Source organism: Glutamicibacter sp. AOP38-B1-38 (genome assembly GCF_052377485.1).
In the GTDB taxonomy this organism is placed as follows: Bacteria; Actinomycetota; Actinomycetes; order Actinomycetales; family Micrococcaceae; genus Glutamicibacter.
In genome coordinates this window covers 1-23,578 of sequence record NZ_JBQSWU010000038.1, presented here as the reverse complement: position 1 = coordinate 23,578, position 23,578 = coordinate 1, and the positions used below count along the sequence as shown (strand labels likewise).

Below are 23,578 nucleotides of genomic sequence, written 5' to 3'. Positions count from 1 at the left end.
CCTGCGACGTAGCCTGGCGTCCGTAAGCGGGTTTCATAATTGTTGCTTACGTCTAGGCGCTAGTTCCTGATATTTTCACTGCATGTGAGGGGGTCGGTTCACAGCCCTCTTGATACTGATCTCTGTTTCCGCGTGTTTCACGTGAAACAATCTCCACCCTCTTAAAGGTTGGAATTGCAGAATCCAACGTGTTGTATGGTTGACGACGAGAAATCCCACTCAGCATCAGCACGGGACGCAAGTATGTTCTACAGATACAGCGGTGTGCGCTATCGGTTCCTCCAGACATGGAAAACAACGATCGTCGACGCACGATTTCGAACGGCATTCAACGGAAGGCAGACTGGAATAGCCCTTTCGAGGCCAGTCCAGAACTGATGTTTGTTTCACGTGAAACAACGTTATTTCTGAATCGACACAGTATCCACCGTTCGACGATCGGAACAAGGCGAACTTGATTATCTGACAAATCAGGGTCGGTCGATTTCAGAACAGATTACGGATAGGCCCAACGAACAATGACTCTTGACGCAAAGATCTCGCCGGAAGATCTCGGGACCTCACCAAGCACCAGAAGGTGGAACATTGCGGCAACCGACACCGGCATTGATCCTCTGACAACGAAGCCGCTGGCGTACGCCGCTGATTGTTCTTTGCGGGGGAGTACACGAAGCAATGAATGACTGAATCGGTTCCTTTGGATAGGAATGACTGGTCAGCAAGTGCCAGTTGTGGCAAGTGTTCTCGACTGAATCGGTAACCATGAATGCCTGGAGGTCTGGCCGGCGCCGATACTGCCGTTGAGCGCTAGAACCTACCCCGAAGGGACCCCCGGATCCCAACAGCATCGTTGATCCGTTGCACTGAGGCCTTCACCTATATGTTGCAGTTTTCCGTCTCGACCCAGATCCTATGATGAACACACCGTTCTAAGATCGTCTCCGCGTGAATTCCGGAAATGATCCTGGTATGCCAGACCGATTGCTTGTAGAGAGAGCACAGACCCCGTCGTTGCTGGCGACCCATACGGGCCTTCCTTCGATTTACAGCATCCGCAGAAGGCTCCCCGAAAGGGTTTGCTTATTTAGTGATCTCCAAGGGCGCTATGGGCGGCTCTGAAGGAGACTACACGGGTTCCGATGGCGTGGCTCTGGAATGCAGTACTGCTGGCTCTCAATGAGTCAAATGCTCAACTCGGGGGAGGCGAAACTATCCTAGGAGGAAGGACGGCAAACTACCTTGCCATCATGCGTCCACTCGGTCGAGGACATAGACGCAGCGATATCGTCAAAACTGAGAACTGTCCACTTTGGGCCGTCAACAGCGCCATCAAGGCCCCTGCACAACGAACTGCTCACGACTTTGGATCACGTTGATAATCTCAACGCAGAACAACTGGACCTGCGGATTCCCAATAGGAGGCTCCAGCAATACGAAGGCTTCGAGGAGCCTGCTTCATCACCAGCAATCGAATCAATGAAGACCGATCGGGGCTTCTTGTTACAGCGTTCCCGAGAAAATTCAGTGAGTTGCTAGTCAGGGCAAAAGAGATGCAAAAATCCGAGATTATCTGCGCCTTATTCGCTGAACCGCGTCCATACCCACGGCTTGGCGTCAACGCTCTACACGAGTGTGGCGGACGGACATTGATGGCAGTTCAGCGGTTGCCGATTCCCGATATCTGGAGCAGCAGCAGCGGTTACGCGGACCGGCCACCTGGACTTGCGGTACCGGGAACAGATATCTGACGGGGGAGCGAAGAGCGCAACAATCCAATCGCTTCTCGCCTCGCAGACCCTTCACGGTTGTGATCGCATGTCACTAGTCTGGCGTAGAAGCATAAACCTTGATACATCCGTTGGGCCTCGGGACAGATCCATTGTGCATCGAAGGAGCGTAGCGACGTAGGTCGGGAACGATCTGAGGACGGTCCGTCAGGTCTCGCGGCACGTTTCTGGTCCTGATCACGTAACACGTTCAGTGCGGAGAAACAGCTTCCCGGAGCATCTTAAAGTGGGCCATGACCTTGAGAGAACCCCATCCAGCGTCTTCCTCTTTGAACGCGCATGGCACCGTCGCTCGTCGTCTACTGCCGAATCTCGAACGTAGTCTTTTGCCTGCAGCCGGTTGGTTGAGTACCGTGTTTCCCGTCGATATGCTGACCCTGACCAACGAACACACAAGAAAGTGTAGTAGTCAGTTTATAGTCACGAAAACAAGTTAAATTACTTGTCTAATTACGTTTTGATCCTGAGCTGAGTTTTCTGAGCATTGTCACCACGCCCTGACTAGCGGTAGGGACAAAAATAGGCGTTGAGCTCGGAAGCACAACGCCTATTTTTGACGACTACTTAGGATTTACAGGTATTCTGCAAATTCCTTTTCGATGACAGCCTTTGGCTTGGCACCGAGCGAGGAGGCAACGTGCTCGCCATCCTTGAAAACGAACATTGCAGGAATGCTGGTGATGCCGTACTTCGCGGAAATCGCCTGGTTCTCATCGATATTCAGCTTTACGATGGTGACCTTGTCTGCGTGCTCCTCGGCGATCTGATCCAGGATTGGGCTCAGCTGACGGCATGGACCGCACCACTCTGCCCAGAAATCTACGATTACTGGCTTCTCGGACTCCAGAACTTCTGCCTGGAAGGTTGCTTCGGTGACTGCTTTAGCGTTACTCATGTGAGTGAACCCCTTTCTGCGAATTATTAGTTGGTTACCTTGGCCGGGGTCTTGACGTTGGCCAAGTAATGCTCGACGTCCTGAGCAGCGGCGCAGCCGGAAGCTGCGGCGGTGATTGCCTGACGGTAGTTTGAATCGATGACGTCGCCAGCTGCGTAAACACCAGGCAACGAAGTACGCGAAGAACGGCCATCGACGGCGATGGTGCCTTCTGCGGTAAGCTCCAGCTGATCCTTGACGAGATCCACGCGTGGATCATTGCCGATGGCTACGAAGATGCCGGTGACATCCAGGGTGGACTCTTCGCCGGTGTTGCGGTTCTTCACGACGAGGCCGTTGACCTTGTTTTCACCATTGATGCCGACAACCTCGGAGTCCCAGACGAATTCGATCTTTTCGTGCGCCAAGGCGCGATCCGCCATGATCTTCGAGGCGCGCAGCTCGTTGCGTCGGTGCACCACGATGACCTTTGCCGCGAACTTGGTCAGGAAGAGAGCTTCTTCCATTGCGGAGTCGCCACCGCCGATGACGGAGATCGTCTGGTCGCGGAAGAAGAAACCATCGCAGGTAGCACACCAGGAGACACCGTGGCCGGAGAGGCGTTTTTCGTCTGGAAGGCCCAGCTCGCGGTAGGCAGAGCCGGTGGAAACAATGACCGTGCGGGCGCGGTACACGGTACCGTCGGCCAACGACAGGGTCTTGATCTCTCCGTCGAGCTGCATCTCGGTGACATCATCGAAGAGCACCTCCGCGCCGAAGCGCTCGGCCTGCTTCTGCATGTTGTCCATCAGGTCCGGGCCCATGATGCCCTCGGGGAAGCCTGGGAAGTTCTCCACATCGGTGGTGTTCATCAGTTCGCCACCGGCGGTGACCGAGCCGGCAATGACCAATGGTTTCAGGTTCGCACGCGCGGTGTAAACCGCGGCGGTGTAACCGGCCGGACCGGAGCCGACGATGATTACGTCGCGGATTTCGTCGTTCTGTGCTGAAGTCACGAGGGTAGAACCCTTTCGTTCTAATAATGCGAAGTGGATAGCGAGGTCTACCCTCACTATCCACCTCAACGCATTGCTTTGGTAAAAAATTCCGCTTCTGTTACTTGGCGGAGAACTCGCCGATCTGCAAGCCGAATGGTCGGGAGGCGTTGGCGCCCGAAGCACGGCGTGGTAGGTCGGTGACGTTGAGGAACACGTGCGTGCCTGCCATCTGATCGGAGTCATCGCCCTTGACCGGAACGGAGATCGACGGACCGGAGAACGAGCCCTTGGCCACAGACTTCGCATCGCCCAGATCATCTGAGGTACCTACGAGGACCTCGTAGTCGCCACCGGTGGCATTCAGGCCCTCGAGATTGATTTCGGAGATTCCGGATTCCTCCTCAAGCTCCAGGATGAAGACCATATTCGAGGAGAAGCCACCGAAGTTGCTGGTGGTGTACGAGTAGGTCTTGTAGGTGCTCGAAGGGTTGCCGTCGATCATGTCGCCGAGGGTGTTGTCGGTTTCCGCATTGAGCTGCTGGTTGCCTGGCACCAAGCGCGAGACATCATCGACCTTGGGAGCCGGCAGCGAAGGCTCGCTTGGAGTTTCAGCCTCTTCCTGGGTCGGTGCGGCCGCGGTTTCGGACGGGGCGGTTGAAGGGTCGGCAGTTGTGTCCTTACCTGCGCCACCCAAGAAGTTGAAGGCGAAAACGATGCCAATGATCAGAACCGCGATCAGCACGGCACCAACGAGCAGACGTACGCCCTTCGAGGTGCCTTCGTCTTCCTCTTCTTCCAATGGCTCTGGAACATCCTGTGCAGGAACGCCCTTGGCGGCTGCAGGGAAGGTAGAAGCCTTCGGGGCGGAAGCTGCAGCGATGCCGGCCATAGCTGCTGCCTTCTTCTGTGCAGGCTTCTTGGGCTCTTCCTTTTTCGGCTCCTCCTTCTTATTCTTAGGAGCCGATCCCTTGGACTGGGCCGCAGCCGCGAGGGCGGCCGTGGCGGTGACATTAGGTTCTTCATCGTCGTCCAGACGGGTCACCTTGGGCTTAGGGGCCGCAGAAGCCTTGTTTGCCGGTGAGACCGGAGTTGCCGCCGTGGGCGTGGTTACCTGGGCATTTGGTGCGGTCTGATCGTCGGTATTTTCTTCGACGTACTCGTCTTCATCGACGGATTCCGCGGCGGTGGCATTTTTACGGCCAAAACGGTTCTTCAAACCGGCGAACCCGCTGCTCAGCGCGTTGCCGACCTTGTTCTGTTCTTCAGGTTCGTCTTCGTAGCGCAGCTGTTCGTAGTATTCCGCATCGTCTTCGTAGGTCTCGGGTACCGACTGACGGGACTCGCCGAATAGCTCGGTGCCCAGGGTGTCAGTGAAGAATGGTTCGACGTACGGCGCGTCTTGAGCCTCGAGCACCAGATCCAGCAGGTCGGCCGAGCGGGCGACGTTCGCCACTAAGTAGCTTTGATTCGTTTCGGTGATGCCTAGGTCTAGTACCTGGACGTTGGCCTGACGCTCGCCCATGGCAATTTCACGCGCGCTGGTGGCCAGCTGCGAGGAGTTGGCCGCGGAAGCGACCACGATGCTGACCGATCGGTTGAGCACCTGATCGATGCCGCCAAGCACCAGATCTCCCTCGGCTGTGGTCAGAACGGTTTCGGTGACCTGGTAGCGCCCGCTAAGGACAGAACCGACATCGATGGGCTGCGACACGTGCATCTCCAAGGTTTGATTGCTTCGAACGGCAGGCAGACCCACCATCCTTCATGTTACCTGCCCAAACCCTTCATTTGTTGGTCATTTGAGCAGAATCACGGCTTGGGGAGGCCCGGAATTCTGCGCAGTAGCGGGCCGAGGAATCCGGCGAGCTCCGGGACCTTAGTCCGATGCAACAACAACACAAAACTTATGGCCATAATCAGGCCCACAACGCAGATCGTGACAGCGGCGCTGAACAGCGAATCATAAGCGAATCCGAAGCTGAAACCACCCAATAAGGCCAGGGGAATGCAGCCAATAATTGCCGACAGGGTGGCCATCCAACCGATTCGTATATAGGTGTCGATGACCTTGGTGACGCCATAGTCGCCGTAGCGTCGTTTGATCAGGTAATGCGTGATGACTGCCGATATGACATTGGTGATGCCGTAGATGAAGGCAATCGCTGCGGCAATATTTATCGGGTCGACCAGCCAGGCTGCCAACACGGCACCGATCAGACCGATCGCGGCAATGCTGCTCTGGATCAGCATAGGAGTGCGGGTGTCTTCATCGGCGAAAAAGACGCGCAACATGAAGAACTGGATCGACTTGAAAGGAAGTCCCAGAGCAGTGAGCACCAGCAACTGGCCGATGGCGGCTGCCGCTTGAACGGAATTTTCGGAACTGCCGGCGAAGAGCCGCCCCAACGGGCCGGCCAATACTATGAAGACCACGGTGAAGAAAATGATAGGGATCGCGGTAGAACGCATGCCCTGGTTGAGCAGTGGTCCGATATCTTTGCGCCGGCGGTCGGCAAAGGCACGAGTGAAGTCATTAAAAAGGACCGTGGCCACGGTCAGTGCGAAAAGTGAATGTGGCAACACGGTGATTAGCTGCGAGGTATTCAGCGCGTATTCACCGGCTACCGAGGCGGCCTGTTCGGCAGATAGTTCGGTACGGGCCGCCGTCGCTCCGGAGACGATTTTCGAGTAGATCAACGAAGAGATGTTACCGATGACCATCGCCGCCAGCGTCCAGATAGCTAGCCGGCCGACCCGGCGCAGTCCCATCCCACGCCAGGAGAAATCGAAGCGGAGCTTGAGGTGAGTCTTCTTCAAAGGCCAGAGCAGTACGAGAGATTGCATGATGATGCCTAGGGTCGCACCGCCGGCAAGCCATATAGTTTTTCCGGTGCTCCACGAATCCATCGGATCGCCCGAAGAATAGGCGCCGAAGACCAGCATGAACGAGCCGATGACCAACAGTTGGATCAGGTTATTGGCCGCAGGAGCCCACATGAAGGCGGCGAACCTGCCATGCGCGTTGAGGACCTGCCCAAGCACCGCATAGAGCCCGTAGAAGAAGATCTGCGGCAAGGACCAATAGGCGAATGCCGTGCCGAGCGCGATCATCGGATCGGTCCAGTTATTAGTGAGCGCAATGATAATTGGTTGGGCGCACACAGTCAGCACAACCGTCAGCGCACCCATCACCACGATGGTGAGAGTGACTAGCTTGGAGGTGTATGCGGCTCCACGGTCCTTGGCCTTGGAGGCCTTGATAAGTTGTGGAATCAACACCACGTTGAAGACGCCGCCAGCTAGCAGCATGAAGATGATCGTCGGGATGACGTTCGCCTTCTCGAAGATATCTGCCACCGAGGTGACCGAACCAATGGCCATGGCCAGCATTGCGGTGCGGACGAAGCCGAGCATGCGCGAAACCAACGTGCCCGAAGCCATCAGTGCATAGGTTTTTGATCTTCCACCGGATGCCGGGGCCGCTGGTGTCGCCAGTTCAGTAACCTGTTCGTGGGTTCCGGTATTCGGCTGATCGGGGCTGGGCGGTGATTTAGGAACCTGAGACATACTTCGTAAGGACCTCGCGTGCCAGGTCAGCGATCCGGCGTTCATTAGGGAAAGAAAGACGCTTACCGAGCGCATTTAACGGCACCCATGCGACATCTACAGCCTCATGGTCGGGGTCGTTCTCGATCGTGAGGTGGCCGCCGGTGGCTTCCAGGAGGAAGTGGTGCACGGTCTTATGAACCCGGTAATTGGTTACTGTGAACCAGTAATCCACAGAGCCCAGCGGAGCGAGAATACGGCCGGCGATACCGGTTTCTTCTTCGATCTCACGGACGGCTGCTTCCTCATTGACCTCTTCGCCTTCTGGGTGCCCCTTAGGAAGGCACCATTCCAAACGTCCACCGCGGTTGTACCGTGCAATGATTGCGACTGGAAAATCAGGGTTGTCAAAGTCAATAACAATGCCGCCGGAGGAAACTTCTTCGACCGTTGGAAGTGTCTGAGGACCGCCGGACGCCTGCGCAGAAGCCATTGACGCAGTCAATGGCGTGCGCTTTGGGGCAGACGGGATCGGACGGTTCATGAAACCACTCTATCGACTTTTTGGCGATCTACGCCTTAGCGACGTGGACAAGAGAGGTATCTCGCAAGGAAGTTCAGCGATTTTTCGAGCGAGAACACCAGAAATCTGGCACGCTTAAGGAACTATGTACGCACTTCCATCTCATGACGCCCTGCGCCAGATCCTGCCTTCGGTCATTTTCGAGCTCGCCGATCGTTTCGTTCGGGCCGGTCATGAGATTTCCCTGGTTGGTGGTCCGGTCCGCGATCTTTATCTTGGCCGTGTCTCTCCCGACCTGGATTTCACCACCAGCGCGACGCCGGAACAAACCGTTAAGGTGATCTCGGGATGGGCCGACAACATCTGGGATGTGGGACGCGAATTCGGGACCATCGCCTTAAAAAAGGGTGAGCACACGCTAGAGGTCACGACTTACCGGGCCGACGCCTATGATAAGGATTCACGCAAGCCAATCGTTGCCTTTGGCGATAACCTGCATGATGACCTGTACCGCCGTGACTTCACCATGAATGCCATGGCGTTACGTCTGCCCGAATTGGAACTGGTGGATCCCTTTGACGGGGTCAGTTCGCTGCGCGATGAACTAATCCGCACACCAGGTTCCCCGGATATTTCCTTCTCGGATGACCCGTTGCGCATGATGCGAGCCGCACGATTCGCATCGCAGCTTCGCATTGAGGTGTCTTCCGAGGTCCGCCAGGCGATGAGCGAAATGACCGAGCGCATCGATATCATTTCTGCCGAACGAGTCCGCGACGAATTGATCAAGCTGATCAACGGAGCTGACCCGCGCGCAGGCATAGATTTGCTGGTCGATTCGGGTTTGGCAGACAAGGTGCTGCCCGAGGTCTCAGCGCTGCGCTTGGAAATCGATGAACACCATCGGCATAAGGACGTCTACCAGCATTCGCTGACCGTGCTTGAACAAGCCATGGGACACGAAACCGATAGCGAGGGCCCCGTTCCAGGGCCAGATTTCATTCTTCGCTTTGCGGCGTTGCTGCATGACGCTGGAAAGCCTGCAACTCGTAAGTTCGAATCCAATGGCGCGGTTTCATTCCGCCACCATGACATGGTCGGCTCGAAATTGGTGAAACAGCGCATGCGCGCCCTGCGATTCGACAAGGACACCACAAAAGCGGTGGCGCGCCTGGTTGAACTGCACATGCGTTTTTACGGCTACGGAGACGCCGGCTGGACCGATTCGGCAGTGCGCCGCTATGTGACCGACGCGGGCGAACTGCTCGAGCGTTTGCACCGTCTGACCCGTTCGGATGTCACGACCCGCAACCGCCGTAAGGCCGAGCGCCTCGGATTTGCCTATGACGATCTTGAGACGCGAATAGCTGAAATTACCGAGCAGGAAGAGCTGAAGTCCATTCGTCCAGATCTGAACGGTGAACAGATTATGGCCCTACTGGACATTAAAGCCGGGCCATTGGTAGGTCGCGCCTACAATTTCATGCTCAATCTACGTTTGGATGACGGTCCGCTGGGAGAACAAGTCGCCGCAGAAAGACTCCGTGCATGGTGGGCGGAACAACCGGAATCTCAGCAACCTGTAGCCGAATAATAGTTGCAATTAGCGCATGTGGGGACGTTTTGGGGCAGGCCCAGAGCGTCCCTACACGGCTTTAAAGAAACTTATTGAAGAATTTGAGTAAATCACTGGCGCGTGCGAAATTCTCCATGTATGCTAAATATTGTGATTGGGAAGTCTCAATGAGACTTGCGGATCTAAAAGACAATACTAAGTGAGTCTCGGGCTTTTGCGCGATTGACTCGGACAGATTTATAGGAGGTGGGAAACGTGATTACAAATCGAGATAACTGGAATTATGGCGGCATGCGATCAGGCAAAATGGCCTTTTCAAATTGCTGGTTCGGCTTTGCCGCGCGCCATGGCGTTTCCCCTGCCTCCGGAATGATGGATTCCTAGACTTCTACGAATTCAAGCAAAAGTTCCTGGGGCGGTCAGTCAGTAATCGACATTCTCCCTTAGGAACTTTTTTCATGTCTGCTCCACTTTTTGATAGCTCTGTTCAACGGGCAGTTCGAACCTCGGAACTCATCTTCGCAGGTCCCGAAAGCCTGAAAGCTCGCGCAGTCTCTACTACGCACCAGGACCTTCCCACCTCCCCGATCTGTTTAGAAGGGAGGGAACAATAATGAAAAAGCGTTTTGCTAAGAACCGGAAGCAACTTGATAGTGCCGAATTAAACCGCCGACTGAGTCAGCGGGAGTTGGTCAACCATGTGCCACCGGAAATGTACCTCCGTATCCGATAGTTGAGCTCAACGCCATTACCGTTGTTGCCAACTACAGGAAGAGGGGTGCGAAATGAACTCGCAAACAATTCAGCAGAGGCCCGCCGGCCTATCAGCCGGCGGGCTTCTCCGCGTCCGGGGCAGGCCGCGTGCTATAGACGGGGGCATACAAAAAGATCCGTGCATGGAATTCAAGTTCAGAATTCCACGCACGGATCTTTTTGCTTCGTCCCGAAGGGACTTTCTAGCGTTCGATGTCGCCGCGGATGAAGGCTTCGACCTTCGCGCGAGCCGACTCGTCGTCGTACTGCTCTGGTGGGGACTTCATGAAGTAGCTCGAAGCCGACAGGATCGGGCCGCCAATGCCGCGGTCAAGCGCGATCTTGGCTGCACGCACAGCATCGATGATGACACCGGCCGAGTTTGGCGAGTCCCAAACCTCTAGCTTGTATTCCAGATTCACCGGAGCGTCACCGAAGTTGCGTCCCTCGAGGCGAACGAACGCCCACTTGCGGTCATCAAGCCAGGCAACGTAGTCGCTAGGTCCGATGTGCACGTCGTCGGCGGTGAGCTTGGCCGAGGTGTTCGAGGTGACTGCCTGCGTCTTGGAGATCTTCTTGGACTCCAAGCGATCGCGTTCCAACATGTTCTTGAAGTCCATGTTGCCACCGACATTCAGCTGGTAGGTACGATCAAGCACCACTCCACGGTCTTCGAAGAGCTTGGCCATCACACGGTGTGTGATGGTGGCACCGATCTGCGACTTGATGTCGTCGCCCACGATAGGCACGCCTGCGTCGGTGAACTTCTGTGCCCACTCCGGGGTGCCGGCAATGAAGACCGGCAGGGCGTTGACGAAGCCAACGCCTGCGTCGATAGCGCACTGAGCGTAGAACTTTGCTGCGTCTTCGGAGCCTACCGGCAGGTAGCAGACCATGACATCTACCTTGCTGTCCTTCAACGCCTTGACGACGTCAACAGGCTCGGCGGTCGACTCATCAATGGTCTCACGGTAGTACTTGCCCAGACCATCCAAGGTGGGCCCGCGCTGCACGGTGACACCGGTGGTTGGCACGTCGGCGATCTTGATGGTGTTGTTTTCGCTGGCCAGGATGGCGTCAGATAGGTCGAGGCCTACCTTCTTCGCATCCACATCGAATGCCGCAACGAATTCAACGTCGGCCACGTGGTAATCACCGAATCGCACGTGCATCAGACCCGGAATAGAGGCATTTTCGTCGGCACTTCGGTAGTACTCGACACCTTGGATAAGGGAAGTGGCGCAGTTACCCACACCAACAATGGCAACGCGAATCGGGCTCGCCGACACATGAACTCCTAATGAAATATACAAAACTGTGGGCAAAATGACCGCGCGAAAGCACAGTCTATTAATGGGCCCTTAATGATCTTAAGACCTTTTGGTCAAGAAACATTCCCATAGTGGTTGCAATCACCGGATGTTTCAACGCAGGGCAGGCAGATCGTGGCGCGTATGACGTGCAGCAACCCGAGTAAATGCAGATCAAGGAACCATTTTTGTACAAGAGCAAAATAACTTATGACCATGACTGACATTGAAAAGGCATAGAATTTTCAATGTCACTGGTATAGATGATTTTGATCATGACATGGATCTTGGGTTTGATTGTCGTGACAACTTCATGTGTCTGCGAATTTTCAGCAATACCCTGAGTACTGGTGTCGGAAGTGCCGTCCGGACCCGTTGACGGAGTGGTTGGTGCTTGATGAAAGCCAGTATTTCGGGATCTGTTTTTAGCTGACCGTCTCGGGCGCGATGCGCGAGGATGGTCAAAGACTCATTGAACGTGTTGTCCACACGGTGAAAATAATTTTCTCGTAGCCAGGGCTTGTTCGCCGGCTCAAAGTTCAGGTCCTCGAGGTCCTGCAGAGTACCGAGCAATCCGGAGGATTCGAAAACGACGTTGATCATCTGGGCATTTACGCCGAAGTCGGAGAGCACCATGGTCGGCAATCCGCGATCGATCGACTCGAGCGCTGCCGTGGATGAAACGGTCACAAGCGCGCTATGCTCCGTAAGCACTTCAGACATGCTGCCGGTCACGAAGCGCAGATGCGTGGACTTTCCTAACCGGCCAGAGCGAACAAGCTCTTCAAAAAGCAGGTCATAGGGGTAGGCCTCGAGATGCGTCTGAGGTTCGCCAGCGCGCGCTCGCAATTTGACCATGACTTCCAGTCCCGGATTGAGCCGAGCGGCCTGCTCGAGCGAGACCAAGATGTTCTCGCGTTCGGTTTTGCCGAAAGGCACCTTGGCCTGCGGTGCAAAGACCAGTCGCTTGATCGGGGCAGAAGAACTGGCGGGAAAACCGGATGAGCGCAGAAAGGGAAGCTTGCTGACCATGATCGTTGGCTGATGCCCCTCGTGGTCGAGGTTCATAAATGAAAAATCGCGCGCCTCGGCGTGTGAATGGCAGATGAATGCGTCACCTGGACGGCGGTAATTCCATCCCTTGCGGGTGGCAGGATAAGCGACCCCGGGAAGCGCGGAGATCAGTGCCGTGCTTCGCTGGTCCACCGGTTCGGTACGCAGCATCCGCGCATATAATTCGGCGACTACTGGTCCCGTGGCGGCGGCGAAGACGATATCTTCGCCAACGGTTTGTGCATTGAACTGATTCAAGGCTAAGACCTCCAGATCTGTGGGGTCGAGGTCGGTGCCCTCGAACGCCGCGGCGATCTGTTCTTCGGTGGGCATGACAGGGGTGCGCGCCAATACGACGCGGCGGTCCCAACTAGGGCCCAGACGGTGCAGAAATGTGGTGGCGAGTTTCAGATACGAGTCTGAATCCGCGACCGCAAGAATTGCCGGTTTCAAGAGGATTGTCACACCCTCAACGAGCTTGATAAATGGTCACGAAGATCTTGCGAGGTGCTCGGCGTCCACCAATGATCTGGCACCGGTTGCGCGTACAGGTTACGAGCTTCATTACCGAGCAGGAGGCGCAAGGAGGGAATGACGGTTGAAGGAAGCGCCCTGATTTCTTGTCCGGGACGCAAATCGCGCAATCGCATCTCGATGGGAATCGTATGCTCCTTCAGCACGACGTTGGGAATCTGCTGTAGTTCTTCCAATATCTGCGGGGTCTCTCGGCGGTGCGGGAAGAAGGCGACTGGCCCTTCTGCGGCGATGGAACGAATCCATTGCAGATACGGTGCGGCATGAATAATTCCGTCCGCCGCCATGGCCGAGCCGATGAGCAAGGTTGGTTCGGTGAATCGTTCGGCGACGGGTTGGGTAGCTAGCCACTCGAACTTGTGCTGGGCGAATTTGATGCCCAGCGCTTCCATGCGCTTCCTGATTTCCGGTTCAACCTGCAAGGCAGAGACAATCAGCAGGCGCCCCTCTCGCGCCAAGCCGCGCAGCCGGTGCCACATCGCCAAGCCCAGGCCCAGGCGGGCAGCGGTGCTCTTCGCACGGGCGCGCACCACAGCGGTAGGTTCCTCGCTGACCAGCTGCCGGATCAGCGCCAACGTGGCCAGCCCATCATCGATGATGACAACTTCCTTGGCCTTAACCCCGGTCAGCATGGTGCGCTGTATCCGACCCGAATAGGCATCGCCGGTGACGTACCTGTCTCGCGGCGAGCTAGGCTGCGGTGGCCGTTTGGCCGCGGGCATGAAGTGCAAACCAGCCGGCGAATTTCTTAGCAGTGCGCCGGTGGTTGCCTCCAGCGGCATGCCGCGCCGCGGAATGATGCGCACCTCATCGCCGAGCAATCCGGCGGCGTGAGTTTCCACGGCCGAGAGCAACTGCAGGGGAGATTCCACCCACACGTGTGCGGTGCCAAAGCGTGGCCGTGGCACTTCCTGGGTGTCGGGATGGGAAATTTTGATCATCGTATCGTTCATTTTGCCAGTCGACTCAGGGATTTGGACATGGTGTCCAAGGTCCGTGAGCCGTGGCGCAACATGTGGCGGGATACTCCACGGACCTTGGCCGGCACCGAACGACGTGCTTGCAAGTGGGCCCACTGCGGTGGCAGCGCAAGTTTGGTGATGCGTCGACGCTTGAAGTGGGCGGAAAACACGCCGTAGTGTTCGGCGAGGAAAGCCTCGGCGACCGGGCGCAAATGCGGGAGCTGCTTGGACTGCATGCAATAAGAAATGGCACCAAGCAAGTCGCTGAGCATGTCGATGCTTCCGGCACGAGCGGGCGTCGGCAGGTCCTGGACAAAGAGCCCGTGGATGATCGACAGCGGAATTCGGTTCGAATTCTCATAGGGGGCGAGGAGCTGCAGCATCTTGGCGGTACCCACGGCATGAACCGGCGTACCGAGCACATAGTGGGCGGTGACCAGCGCCGTGGAGAAACAGGAGATGACAACTTCCGGTTTCGCCGCGAGGATCACGGTTTCGGCCAGGTGATCGGTATCGAGCAGATGGAAATCCAGCTCGAGGTCTTGGGCGCGGGCGCGCAATCGGGCCGCCGAGGTGGCGCTGGCCGACGGGTGGGCCTTGAACAAGATGGTGTGCAGCCCTCGGTCCTTGGCGGCCCGGAGCATCTGCTCGTGCAGCTCTAGCTCTTCTTCGGCATCCATCAGGCCCAGGGAACCCAGGTACTGGCCGAGGATCAGGGCGGCGCCCGCGGGTAGCTGCAGCTGCGCCTCCCGAGCAAGTTGCGCAAAGACCGGCGCCAGCGCGCTTCCCTGCAAGACCAGGCGCGATGGTTGCTGCTCGGCGAGCAGCTGCGGCTCGAGGCCCGGCACCAGATCGACGTGGATGGTCCCGGCCAGGCGCTGGGCCATTGGGACCTGCAGCTTATTGCGCGTCGGACCGTAGGACATCAGACCGTCCGAATGCACCCAAATCGACGCGTCGAAGAAGACCCGTGCCAGCGCCCGAGCAGGGTTTACCTGGATAGATTCGATAACTAGCGTCAGCCGTTCGTCTCCCAGATCCCAGGCACTGCGCAGCAAGCGTTCGAAGATGAGCAATTCGTCTTCGCGTGGGTTGAACTGGGCTGGCCGGCGCGGGGAAACCAGCGCGGCGAAATCCACCACCCGATCGAATCGGGCGGCAAGCTCGGCGAATCCTGGGGCTTCGTGAAGGGGCGTGGTCAGTTCGGGCAGCTGCGAGCCATTGGCGAGCACCAGAACATATTCATCTGCCTGCGGCAGCAGTCCGGCATCGGCCATGGCGGCCAGGGAAGCTAACTGAAAATAGCTGCTGGCCTCGACTAAAGCGATCATTTAGCGGCCCCGACCTGAAGGAAGGAAAGGATGTGGCGGCGGCGCGCAATATCCATTTCGAGCGCTACCTGTTGTGCGATATGAACGTCGATGGTGGTGAAGATCTTTCGTAGCTGCTGTTTCATTTCTAGCCGCACCTGTGGCGGGTAGTGCTTGGCGCGTTTCTCGTGATGGCACACGATCGCGAAGAACTGGCGCATCGCCTTGGGCAGGTGGCGGTCGGCGTGCTCATGGGCACGCACCTCCTCCAGGATCCGCGCATAGGCCGGAATGAAGCCGAGCTGGCGCTGGTCGAAGACCTGGGTGAGCGATCCGGGCAACCCGCGGCGGTAGAACACTCCGGGGTAGGAGATCACCGCGTAGCGGCTGGTGCGCAGGTGCAGCTTCCACAGCCACAGCCGGTCCTCGGCGCTGTGCAAATCCGCGTCGAACAGGTAGGCGTCCTTGTTGCGCATCAGCTCGGTGCGATACATACCTGCCCAAACGAAGGCATAGTCCACCATCGAGGGGGAGTCGATCGGCTCGATATCGTCTGCCGGGTTCAGGGGCAGGCCGCGCAGCGCCTGCGGGGCGCGATGCAGCACCCGGTTGGTTCCCGTCACCCGCACGTGGTCGGTGCGGACGAAGTCCACGTGCAGGTCTTCCAAGGCTGCGGCCAGGGTGGCAAGGTGTTCCGGAGCGTACCAGTCGTCCGGGTCCAGGAAGGTGAAGAATTCGCCGGTGGCCCGCTCGAGCCCGGCGTTGCGGGCCGCGGAGACTCCGGCGTTTTCGGCGAGGCTGACCAGCTCGAGGCCCTCGAGCTTCTGCTGGTAGCCGAGCACCAGATTCGCGGTCTGATCGGTGGAAGCATCATCGACCACCAGCACCTCTAGTTCCCACTTGCCCAGCTTTTGGCGGGTCAGCGAGGTGAGGGCATCGCAGATGTATTCCTCCTGGTTATAGGCGGGAATCACCACTGATATACGACCGGGGATCAAACTCATGGTTCCTTCTGGGCTAGGCGGGGCAAAAATAAACGGCGGTTGGACCCAATGGCGAGTCCAACCGCCGGTTGTGTGCCGTGGCTAGGCGTCGACGCGGCGCAGACGCGACAGCGGTGCCAGCTCGCCCGGGAAGACCTTCTTCACGCCGTCACCCATGGCCTGCTCGAGGATGCGGATGTCGCGGATCAGCGATTCGAAGCCCTTTGGCTCCAGCGAAGAAGCCTGATCCGAACCCCACATGGTGCGGTCCAGGGTGATGTGGCGCTCGACGGTGACCGCGCCCAGGGCGACGGCTGCCAGCGAGATCTGCAGGCCGCGCTCGTGGCCCGAGTAGCCTACCGGCACCTGGTAGCGCTCGCGCAGGGTCTCGACCATGCGCAGGTTCGCCTCTTCTGGAGGCAGCGGGTAGGTGGACGTTGCGTGCATCATGACCAGCTTGTCGGTGCCCAGGGTCTCCACCGCGGTATCGATCTGCTCGATGGTGGACATGCCGGTGGACAGGATGATTGGCTTGCCGGTCTGCGCGAGGGCCTTGAGCAGCTCGATGTCGGTGACCGAGGCCGAAGCGACCTTGTGGGTGACTGCACCCTGCTCTTCCATGAACTCAACCGAAGGAACATCCCATGGGGAAGCGAAGGCGTGCAGGCCCTTGGAAGCCGCGTAGGAGATGAGCTCCTTGTACTGGGCCTGATCGAACTCGACGCGGTAGCGGTAGTCCAGGTAGGTCATGTCGCCCCATGGGGTGGAGCGGATCTTGTCGCGCATGTCCATCGGGGTGGAGATCTCCGGGGTGCGCTTCTGGAACTTGACCGCGTTGGCGCCGGCCTCGGCCGAGACGTCGATCAACTGCTTGGCGATCTCGATGTCGCCATTGTGGTTGATGCCGATCTCGCCGATGACGTAAACCTGCTGGCCGGTGCCGAGCAGGGATTCGCCGATGGCTACTGGCTTGATTTCGGTGTTCACGGAGGTCATTGACTTGCCTTTCATTGGGAAAACTTGGGAATTCAAACTTGTGGATTGGAGCGGGCCGCGAGGACCAGCTCGGCGAGCTCACGGACCGCACCATTCCCGCCGGAGCGGGTCAGGCGGTGCCGTGCGGCTCGGTGCACCTCGTCGCTGGCGTCGGCGACCGTGATTGGCCAGCCGACCAGCTCCATCGGTGCCAGATCATTGATGTCATTGCCTACATAGGCAACGCGGGCCGGGTTGATCGACTCGTCGACCAACCAGCGGGCCAGATATTCGGCCTTGTTGTCGATGCCGTGGGCGACCTCGACATTCAGTTTTGCCGCTCGGGCGGCGACTACCGGATTGCGTTCCTTGGAGAGAATCAGGAACTTCACGCCGGCCGCTCGTAGCCGGGCCACGCCCATGCCATCGGAGCGCGAGACGCGCACGGTTTCGGTCCCGTGTTCGTCCACGTAGGCGGTGTCCGGGGTATGCACCCCATCAAAATCGGTGACGACCGCATCAACCAGGATCGGTTCGCTGTGCTGCGGGACGCGCAGTTGCGCCAGCGCCAGGTCCGCTTCGGTATCGATGTCCATCCCGTGTTCCGCGGCGACCTCGCAGATGCGAACCCGGCCGAAGAACCGGTGCTTGGCTGCCTGGAATCCGGCGGTTTGCATGGCGTAGAACGCTCCGGTCTCCAGCCAGCGGGCCTCGCGGTCTTGTCGGCGCGGCCGGTTCGCCGCGTCATGTCCGCTGGCCAGCGCGAGCCCCTGGGGATCGGCGGTCCAATGGAATCCGTGGTCGGGTACCGCGGCGAAGCTGACTTCGGCTTCGCCGTCGCGGACCGCTCCCACTGCAGCGTCCAGGTCCGCAGGATCGATCAGCGGGCTGGTGCACTGAATGAACAAGGTGATATCCGGAGTATCGGAGACCTTGGACAAAACATCGAGAAGCACCGCTTCGCTGCTAGCCGTGTCTCCGGCGATATCTGCCGGTCGGCTGATCACGGTGGCCCCGTAGGCGAGGGCTTCGGCCTTGATTTGTTCATGATCGGTGCTGACCACGACTTCGCTGACTGTCGTCGCAGAACGCGCCGCAAGGATGGCCCTGCCCACCAGGGAGATGCCCCCGATGGTGCGTAGATTTTTGAGCTTGACGCCCTTGGAGCCACCCCGGGCTGGGATGATCGCTAGGACGCTGGGCTTGTCGGTTTTACTCACATCCATGAGCCTAGGAAGCCCAGTTGGCCACCTGCCCTACATCAGGTTAACGCAGGGTGAAGAGCAGGTTTAGCTTGCTGGGAAAACCCTGTATGCCCATGTCATTGAGCTTATCCAGTCGTTTTACGGTTCTCCGGCCGCTAGTTGGGCGCGCAGCACTGTCAAGTGTTCGTCCAGTTTTTGGCGTTCTTCACCGGTGAAGCGGCGGACCTGCATATCAAGGACGTCCCGGGCGCCAGACTCGTCTACCTGCAACAGGTCGCCCAGGCTCGCCACGGCAGCGGCGTGGGAATCGGTTTTTTCGATTGCCGCGAAAACTTCCGCACGCCGGTCGATGGCTTGGGCCAGCGCCTGGAGGAGCTGCAGCGACCGGCCCAGGCTTTCCTTGGATTGACTATGCATAGTGGCATCCTGCCACCTGCGCGAAGGCGATGGAAGCGATGCGAATAACCGAATCAACGGACTAAATGGTGCAGTGCGGGGCCCCGGCGAACTAGGCTGGAACCTATGAGTGCCCCGAATAAGCCGAGCCAGCGTGGTCCGCTGCGGATCACCGTCCCCTCGAGGGCTGACGGATTCCTGCGTCAGTTCACCGCGCTGGTCGGTGGCCCGTTGGGCCGTCACAGCGATCCGGGGCGAGTCAGTCCCGGATTCTTCAGCGTTGAACGAGTCATGATCCTGCTGACTACCCTCGGCGCACTGTTCATGCTCTTGGCAAAGAACCCCTGCAGGCTTAATGGTTGGGGCGGTTCCAACCCCTACGTATATGCCTGCTACACCGACTGGGTGCCGCTCTTCGGGGCCCGCGGATTCGCCGACAACCCGTGGGTTCCGTTCAGCAGCGGGGCCGAATTCGAATACCCGGTGCTGATGAGCGCGGTGGCCTCGGCGGTTGCCGCGCTGGTCCCGCAGGGTCTGGAGAACCGCTCGCTGCTCTACTTCGATATGAACCTGGCCATCGTGGCGATCCTCTGGGTGGTGACCGTGGTGTGCACGCTGCGCATGGGCGGGCGCCGTCCCTGGGACGCGGCGATGGTGGCGATCGCCCCGGGCATCATCCTGACCGCGAGCATCAATTGGGATATGTGGGCCGTGGCACTGCTTGCCATGGGCATGCTGTCCTTCGCCCGCGGACGCATACTACTTGCCGGGGTGCTGATTGGCTTGGGCGCGGCGATGAAGATCTACCCGTTCTTCATCCTCGGAGCGATACTGGTGATCGCGCTTCGCACCGGAAAACTCAAGGTCTTCTGGGTGACCGGCGGCGCCGCCGCGGCCACCTGGGTCCTGGTAAATCTGCCCTACGCACTGGCCTATCCGGACTCCTTTAGGCACTTCTTCACCTTTTCCTCGGAACGCGGTGCCGGGCTTTCAAGTTTCTGGCATGCGTGGAACGCGGTGGCAGCAAAAACCGACTCCATGGGCACCTTCGAGGCAGAACAGATCTCCCGTTACGGCCTGATTCTGTTCTTCATCTGCTGCGCCGGTGTTGCGGTGCTCGGTCTGCTGGCCAAGCGTACTCCGCGCCTGGGGTCGCTGGCATTCCTGATCATCGCATCCTTCGTGCTGGTCAATAAGGTCTACTCTCCGCAGTTCATCGTCTGGCTGATTCCGTTGTTCGCGCTGGCACTGCCACGCTGGCGGTTGTTCCTGGTCTGGATGATGGTGGAGGTCGCCCACTTCTACGGGCTATGGAACTATCTCGATGCATTCTCCGGAGAGCAAGACCCACATAAAACCTTCCCGGAAATCGGCTACGTGGTGCTGGTGCTCGCGCATATGGGCATGCTTGCCTACTTGATGTTCCAGGTGGTGCGCTCGATCCTTGACCCGCGCCGCGATCCAATCCGTGCGGTAGGCCAGGACGACCCGCTGGCTGGTGCCTTCGCCGGAGCCAAAGACGTTTTCACCTTGCGCGGACTGCGCAAGTCCACCAATACTTCTCAGGAGCAACAGCTATGAGCTCGATTGCAGTGGTTGGTTCGGGACCCAATGGCCTGGCCGCCGCCGCGGTGGCCGCCCGAGCGGGACTGCGAGTAGAGGTCTACGAGGCGAACGAGACGATCGGCGGGGCCGCGCGAACCCAGACCTTGGAGGGCTCGAGCGCGAAGTTCGACCTGGGTAGCGCGGTGCATCCGATGGCGATGCTCTCCGAGGCGATGCATGAGCTCAACGTGCATAAACGGGTCGACTTCATTGTCCCGGAGCTATCTTTTGCTCATGTCCTTGGCGAACGCACGGCCTACGCTTGGCGGGATTTGAAGCGCACCGGTGAGGACCTGGGCGCAGGAGACGGGGTCGCCTATACCCGGCTGCTTGGCCCGTTGGTGGACCGAATGACGCAGCTGGGGGACACCTTGCTGAACCCGTTGCTGAAGGTACCGGCGCATCCGGTGACCCTGGGCATCTTTGGCGCCGCAACGCTCGGCGGCATGGCGCTCAAAGATGTGCTCTCAGGGAAGTTCCCGCAGGCGGCCGCACTCTATGCCGGTTGCGCCGCACATGTGGCTGGCGGATCGCGCGGCCCGGCCAACGCCGGGGCCGGGCTATTTCTCGCGGCCGCGGCCCACAGCCAGGGATGGGCCATCCCGCGCGGAGGGTCGCAGGCCATCTCGGACGCGCTCGCCGCGGAAGTCACCGCCCATGGGGGCAAAATCCATACCGGGCACAAGGTGTCGCATGTCGATGAGCTGAATGCCGAATCGGTCCTGCTCGATACCTCCGCCGAAGACGCGGCGAGGTTGGGCCGCGGAAGAATTCCCGAGAAACTGGCCAAGGCGTTGAACCAGACCCGGCGCTCGCCGGGGAGCTGCCTGATACATTTTGTGCTTCGTGAAGCGGTTCCATGGAAGGACCCGGTTCTTGGCCAAACCGGTACCGTCCACCTAGGCGGGACCGCCCGCCAGATCGGCCGGGCCGAACGCACCGCCAACCGGCGTACCGCCGAGCATCCATACCTGATCGTTGCCCAACCCTCGGTCTTCGACGATTCGCGGGCCCCGGATGGAGAACAGGTCATCTGGGCCTACTGCCATGTGCCATTGGGCTCTGGCGCGGATATGAGGCGCCAAATCACCGCTCAAATCGAAGCGGCGGCCCCGGGATTCGGCGACCTGGTCAAGGAAAGCCATGTCGTTCCGGCCACCGGGTTGGAACGGCAGAATGCCGCGCTGGTGGGTGGTGACCTATCGGGCGGAACCATGGATCTGCTCGGCAGCATCATGCGTCCCCGGCTCTCCCCGGAGCCGTGGTACCTGCAGTCCAAGGGGCTGTACCTGGTTTCTTCGGCGACGCCTCCGGGACCGTCGGTACATGGCATGGCCGGCTACCTCGGTGCCAAGGCAATGCTCCGTCGTGAATACTCTCTGGGAATCTGAGACTTAAGGACTTTGATGGATTCGACGTACTTCGGGGTTGTCCCGGCCTTCATCTTGCTGATCTTGTGGGCGGTCTTCATTGTTCGGTACCGCAAGGATCCGCGCCGGTTGAGCAACGCGATACTGCTCTTTCCGCTGGTGCTGGGAAGCATCTCGCTGAGCATCAACCTGCTGACCAGTCTGGTGCCCGGTCTCGGCTTAGTGCTTGTGCTGGTCTTCCTGCTGGCGCCACTGATCTATCTCGTGTTTGCCGGCGCGCTGATCCACAACGGTGTCGTGATGTGGCGGCGTGAAGGCCCCAGGATCTCGAACCTGCTCTCGCTGGTCGCGGGGCTGGCGGTCCTTGGCCTGCCTGTCTTGGCGTTTGCGATCTTGTCTATTAATACCTGGTGGGCCTATGCGTTCGCCTTTGTCCTGTTCATGTCCTCCTCCCTGGCCGCTTGCCTCTTCTCAATGCTGCTGCTCTATGCCTGGGTGCAGGCGAAGTTCCCCTCCAAGGGGCAGGGCGCCGCGGTGGTAGTGCTGGGGGCACGCACCATTAAAGGCAAAGTCACTCCCTTGCTGCGCGGGCGATTGGATAGGGGAATCTCGCTTTACGAAACCGCTTCCGAGCCTAAACCCTTGTTGGTTCCGAGCGGCGGGCAAGGTGGCGACGAGGTGGAGCCCGAAGGCGTCAGCATGGCACGCTACCTGCAGGAGCAGGGGATACCCGAAGCGCAAATCATGGTTGAAGACCAAGCAAAGGACACAATCCAGAATCTGACCTTCTCCGATGCGTTGGTGCGTCAGCAGAAAGTCGAAGGCCGGCTGTGGGTGGTGACCAGCGACTACCATGCGATGCGGGCGGGCTTTGCTTCTCGCCAGCTCGGGTTGGATGCACGCGCCTTCGGCGGCAAGACCGCGGCCTATTATCGGCCGAGCGCCTTCTTGCGTGAATGCGTGGCCATCGTGCGGGATCACAAGCTGGTCGTGGGGTTGCTAGCGCTGCCTTTCGCCGCGGTGGTCATCGGGGCCCTGGTGCTTCTGTTGAACTACGACCAGGTACGCTAAACAGCACATACGTGCACCTATAGGTGTATGCGGGTCGCCGCTGAGCTGCTGGCTCAGTCTTTGGAGTGAGAGCCAAAATCAGCATTCGGGGCGGTGCTTTCCAGCTGTTCGGTTTCTAAACTGGAAGTATGATTCAGGCACATGAGTTAACCAAAAAATATGGTGCGAAAACCGTAGTCGACAACGTGTCGTTTACGGTGCAGCCGGGAATGGTGACCGGATTCCTTGGCCCTAACGGCGCGGGCAAGTCAACGACCATGCGCATGATCGTGGGCCTAGCCAAGCCAACCGGCGGGCAGGTCACCGTCAATGGCAAAAAATTCGCCTCCTCCAAGCACCCGCTGACCGAGGTGGGCGCGCTACTTGAGGCTAAATCGGTACATAAGTCGCTCTCCGCGCGATCCCACCTGCGAGCCATGGCGGCCACCGGCGGAATTCCGGCCTCCCGAGTTGACGAAGTTCTGGAACTCACCGGCCTGAGCCAGCTCAACCGCAAGAAGGTCGGTGGCTTCTCGCTGGGCATGGGACAGCGTCTGGGGATCGCCTCGGCCTTGCTCGGGGACCCGCAGGTGCTGATCTTGGACGAACCGGTTAACGGACTGGACCCCGAAGGTGTCGCCTGGGTGCGCAATCTGGCCCGCCAGCAGGCGGCCGAGGGGAAGACCGTATTCATCTCCTCGCACCTGATGAGTGAGATGGCGCAGACCGCCGATCATCTGATCGTGATCGGCCGCGGCCGGATCCTCG

The 23,578-nt window shown here is 58.7% G+C and carries 18 protein-coding genes; 5 read left to right on the top strand and 13 right to left on the bottom strand.

All coding sequences use genetic code 11. The features are described from left to right. Positions 1 to 2,358 precede the first annotated feature (2,358 nt). The 5 genes from trxA to ACT3TP_RS16995 form a co-directional block, all read right to left on the bottom strand. Positions 2,359 to 2,682 (bottom strand): thioredoxin, encoded by a 324-nt coding sequence (trxA, locus tag ACT3TP_RS17015; protein WP_096282898.1) that lies wholly within the window; start codon positions 2,680 to 2,682, stop codon positions 2,359 to 2,361. A gap of 26 nt (positions 2,683 to 2,708) precedes the next feature. Continuing rightward, positions 2,709 to 3,677 carry a thioredoxin-disulfide reductase gene (gene trxB / locus ACT3TP_RS17010; RefSeq protein WP_444615396.1) on the bottom strand — a complete coding sequence of 323 codons (969 nt, stop codon included), beginning with the start codon at positions 3,675 to 3,677 and terminating at the stop codon, positions 2,709 to 2,711. 100 nt (positions 3,678 to 3,777) lie between these two features. Continuing rightward, positions 3,778 to 5,370, bottom strand: coding sequence for a hypothetical protein (locus ACT3TP_RS17005; RefSeq protein ID WP_444615394.1), 1,593 nt, complete (start codon positions 5,368 to 5,370; stop codon positions 3,778 to 3,780). 98 nt (positions 5,371 to 5,468) lie between these two features. Then, entirely contained in the window at positions 5,469 to 7,226 is a 1,758-nt protein-coding gene (gene murJ, locus ACT3TP_RS17000) for a murein biosynthesis integral membrane protein MurJ (RefSeq protein ID WP_444615393.1), read from the bottom strand. Then, positions 7,210 to 7,749, bottom strand: a complete 540-nt coding sequence (locus tag ACT3TP_RS16995; protein WP_096282891.1) for an NUDIX hydrolase — start codon at positions 7,747 to 7,749, stop codon at positions 7,210 to 7,212. The genes murJ and ACT3TP_RS16995 overlap by 17 nt, the downstream gene beginning before the upstream one ends. 124 nt (positions 7,750 to 7,873) lie before the next feature. Here ACT3TP_RS16995 and ACT3TP_RS16990 point away from each other — a divergent pair, with 124 nt between their 5' ends. Next, the gene (locus ACT3TP_RS16990; protein ID WP_444615391.1) at positions 7,874 to 9,322 is read left to right on the top strand and encodes a CCA tRNA nucleotidyltransferase; all 1,449 of its coding nucleotides are present in this window, start codon (positions 7,874 to 7,876) and stop codon (positions 9,320 to 9,322) included. Positions 9,323 to 10,260: 938 nt separating this feature from the next. Here ACT3TP_RS16990 and ACT3TP_RS16985 read toward each other — a convergent pair. The 8 genes from ACT3TP_RS16985 to ACT3TP_RS16950 form a co-directional block, all read right to left on the bottom strand. Further along, a complete protein-coding gene (locus ACT3TP_RS16985) occupies positions 10,261 to 11,346 on the bottom strand; it encodes an inositol-3-phosphate synthase (RefSeq protein WP_444615390.1) in 1,086 nt (361 codons plus the stop codon). Positions 11,347 to 11,640: 294 nt separating this feature from the next. Next, positions 11,641 to 12,885, bottom strand: coding sequence for a DUF6716 putative glycosyltransferase (locus tag ACT3TP_RS16980; protein WP_444615389.1), 1,245 nt, complete (start codon positions 12,883 to 12,885; stop codon positions 11,641 to 11,643). Further along, positions 12,882 to 13,907 (bottom strand): hypothetical protein, encoded by a 1,026-nt coding sequence (locus ACT3TP_RS16975; RefSeq protein WP_444615388.1) that lies wholly within the window; start codon positions 13,905 to 13,907, stop codon positions 12,882 to 12,884. The genes ACT3TP_RS16980 and ACT3TP_RS16975 overlap by 4 nt, the downstream gene beginning before the upstream one ends. Beyond that, positions 13,904 to 15,247 carry a polysialyltransferase family glycosyltransferase gene (locus ACT3TP_RS16970; protein ID WP_444621139.1) on the bottom strand — a complete coding sequence of 448 codons (1,344 nt, stop codon included), beginning with the start codon at positions 15,245 to 15,247 and terminating at the stop codon, positions 13,904 to 13,906. Before ACT3TP_RS16970 ends, ACT3TP_RS16975 begins: the two co-directional genes overlap by 4 nt. Further along, on the bottom strand, positions 15,244 to 16,230 hold the full coding sequence (locus ACT3TP_RS16965; RefSeq protein ID WP_444621138.1) for a glycosyltransferase family 2 protein: 987 nt from the start codon (positions 16,228 to 16,230) through the stop codon (positions 15,244 to 15,246). Before ACT3TP_RS16965 ends, ACT3TP_RS16970 begins: the two co-directional genes overlap by 4 nt. An 81-nt stretch (positions 16,231 to 16,311) precedes the next feature. Next, the gene (locus ACT3TP_RS16960) at positions 16,312 to 17,205 is read right to left on the bottom strand and encodes an N-acetylneuraminate synthase family protein (protein WP_096282878.1); all 894 of its coding nucleotides are present in this window, start codon (positions 17,203 to 17,205) and stop codon (positions 16,312 to 16,314) included. Positions 17,206 to 17,237: 32 nt separating this feature from the next. Next, a complete protein-coding gene (locus ACT3TP_RS16955; RefSeq protein WP_444615385.1) occupies positions 17,238 to 18,404 on the bottom strand; it encodes a cytidylyltransferase domain-containing protein in 1,167 nt (388 codons plus the stop codon). Positions 18,405 to 18,527: 123 nt separating this feature from the next. Continuing rightward, the gene (locus ACT3TP_RS16950; protein WP_444615384.1) at positions 18,528 to 18,806 is read right to left on the bottom strand and encodes a DNA gyrase subunit A; all 279 of its coding nucleotides are present in this window, start codon (positions 18,804 to 18,806) and stop codon (positions 18,528 to 18,530) included. 105 nt (positions 18,807 to 18,911) lie between these two features. On the opposite strand from ACT3TP_RS16950, the gene ACT3TP_RS16945 reads away from it, so the two are divergent. From ACT3TP_RS16945 to ACT3TP_RS16930, 4 genes are all read left to right on the top strand, one after another. Then, positions 18,912 to 20,366, top strand: a complete 1,455-nt coding sequence (locus tag ACT3TP_RS16945; RefSeq protein ID WP_444621137.1) for a glycosyltransferase family 87 protein — start codon at positions 18,912 to 18,914, stop codon at positions 20,364 to 20,366. Further along, a complete protein-coding gene (locus tag ACT3TP_RS16940; protein WP_444615383.1) occupies positions 20,363 to 21,781 on the top strand; it encodes a phytoene desaturase family protein in 1,419 nt (472 codons plus the stop codon). The genes ACT3TP_RS16945 and ACT3TP_RS16940 overlap by 4 nt, the downstream gene beginning before the upstream one ends. A 15-nt stretch (positions 21,782 to 21,796) precedes the next feature. Continuing rightward, positions 21,797 to 22,831, top strand: coding sequence for a YdcF family protein (locus ACT3TP_RS16935; protein WP_444621136.1), 1,035 nt, complete (start codon positions 21,797 to 21,799; stop codon positions 22,829 to 22,831). Positions 22,832 to 22,959: 128 nt separating this feature from the next. Beyond that, positions 22,960 to 23,578, top strand: a 619-nt coding sequence (locus ACT3TP_RS16930) for an ABC transporter ATP-binding protein (protein WP_444621135.1), incomplete at its 3' end; no start/stop codon positions are given.

Excerpts from the sequence above, each read along its gene's own strand:
- trxA (WP_096282898.1), bottom strand. The coding sequence starts at position 2,682 with ATGAGTAACGCTAAAGCAGTCACCGAAGCAACCTTCCAGGCAGAAGTT.
- murJ (WP_444615393.1), bottom strand. The coding sequence starts at position 7,226 with ATGTCTCAGGTTCCTAAATCACCGCCCAGCCCCGATCAGCCGAATACC.
- ACT3TP_RS16995 (WP_096282891.1), bottom strand. The coding sequence starts at position 7,749 with ATGAACCGTCCGATCCCGTCTGCCCCAAAGCGCACGCCATTGACTGCG.
- ACT3TP_RS16990 (WP_444615391.1), top strand. The coding sequence starts at position 7,874 with ATGTACGCACTTCCATCTCATGACGCCCTGCGCCAGATCCTGCCTTCG.
- ACT3TP_RS16975 (WP_444615388.1), bottom strand. The coding sequence starts at position 13,907 with ATGAACGATACGATGATCAAAATTTCCCATCCCGACACCCAGGAAGTG.
- ACT3TP_RS16970 (WP_444621139.1), bottom strand. The coding sequence starts at position 15,247 with ATGATCGCTTTAGTCGAGGCCAGCAGCTATTTTCAGTTAGCTTCCCTG.
- ACT3TP_RS16965 (WP_444621138.1), bottom strand. The coding sequence starts at position 16,230 with ATGAGTTTGATCCCCGGTCGTATATCAGTGGTGATTCCCGCCTATAAC.
- ACT3TP_RS16960 (WP_096282878.1), bottom strand. The coding sequence starts at position 17,205 with ATGACCTCCGTGAACACCGAAATCAAGCCAGTAGCCATCGGCGAATCC.
- ACT3TP_RS16950 (WP_444615384.1), bottom strand. The coding sequence starts at position 18,806 with ATGCATAGTCAATCCAAGGAAAGCCTGGGCCGGTCGCTGCAGCTCCTC.
- ACT3TP_RS16945 (WP_444621137.1), top strand. The coding sequence starts at position 18,912 with ATGAGTGCCCCGAATAAGCCGAGCCAGCGTGGTCCGCTGCGGATCACC.
- ACT3TP_RS16940 (WP_444615383.1), top strand. The coding sequence starts at position 20,363 with ATGAGCTCGATTGCAGTGGTTGGTTCGGGACCCAATGGCCTGGCCGCC.
- ACT3TP_RS16935 (WP_444621136.1), top strand. The coding sequence starts at position 21,797 with ATGGATTCGACGTACTTCGGGGTTGTCCCGGCCTTCATCTTGCTGATC.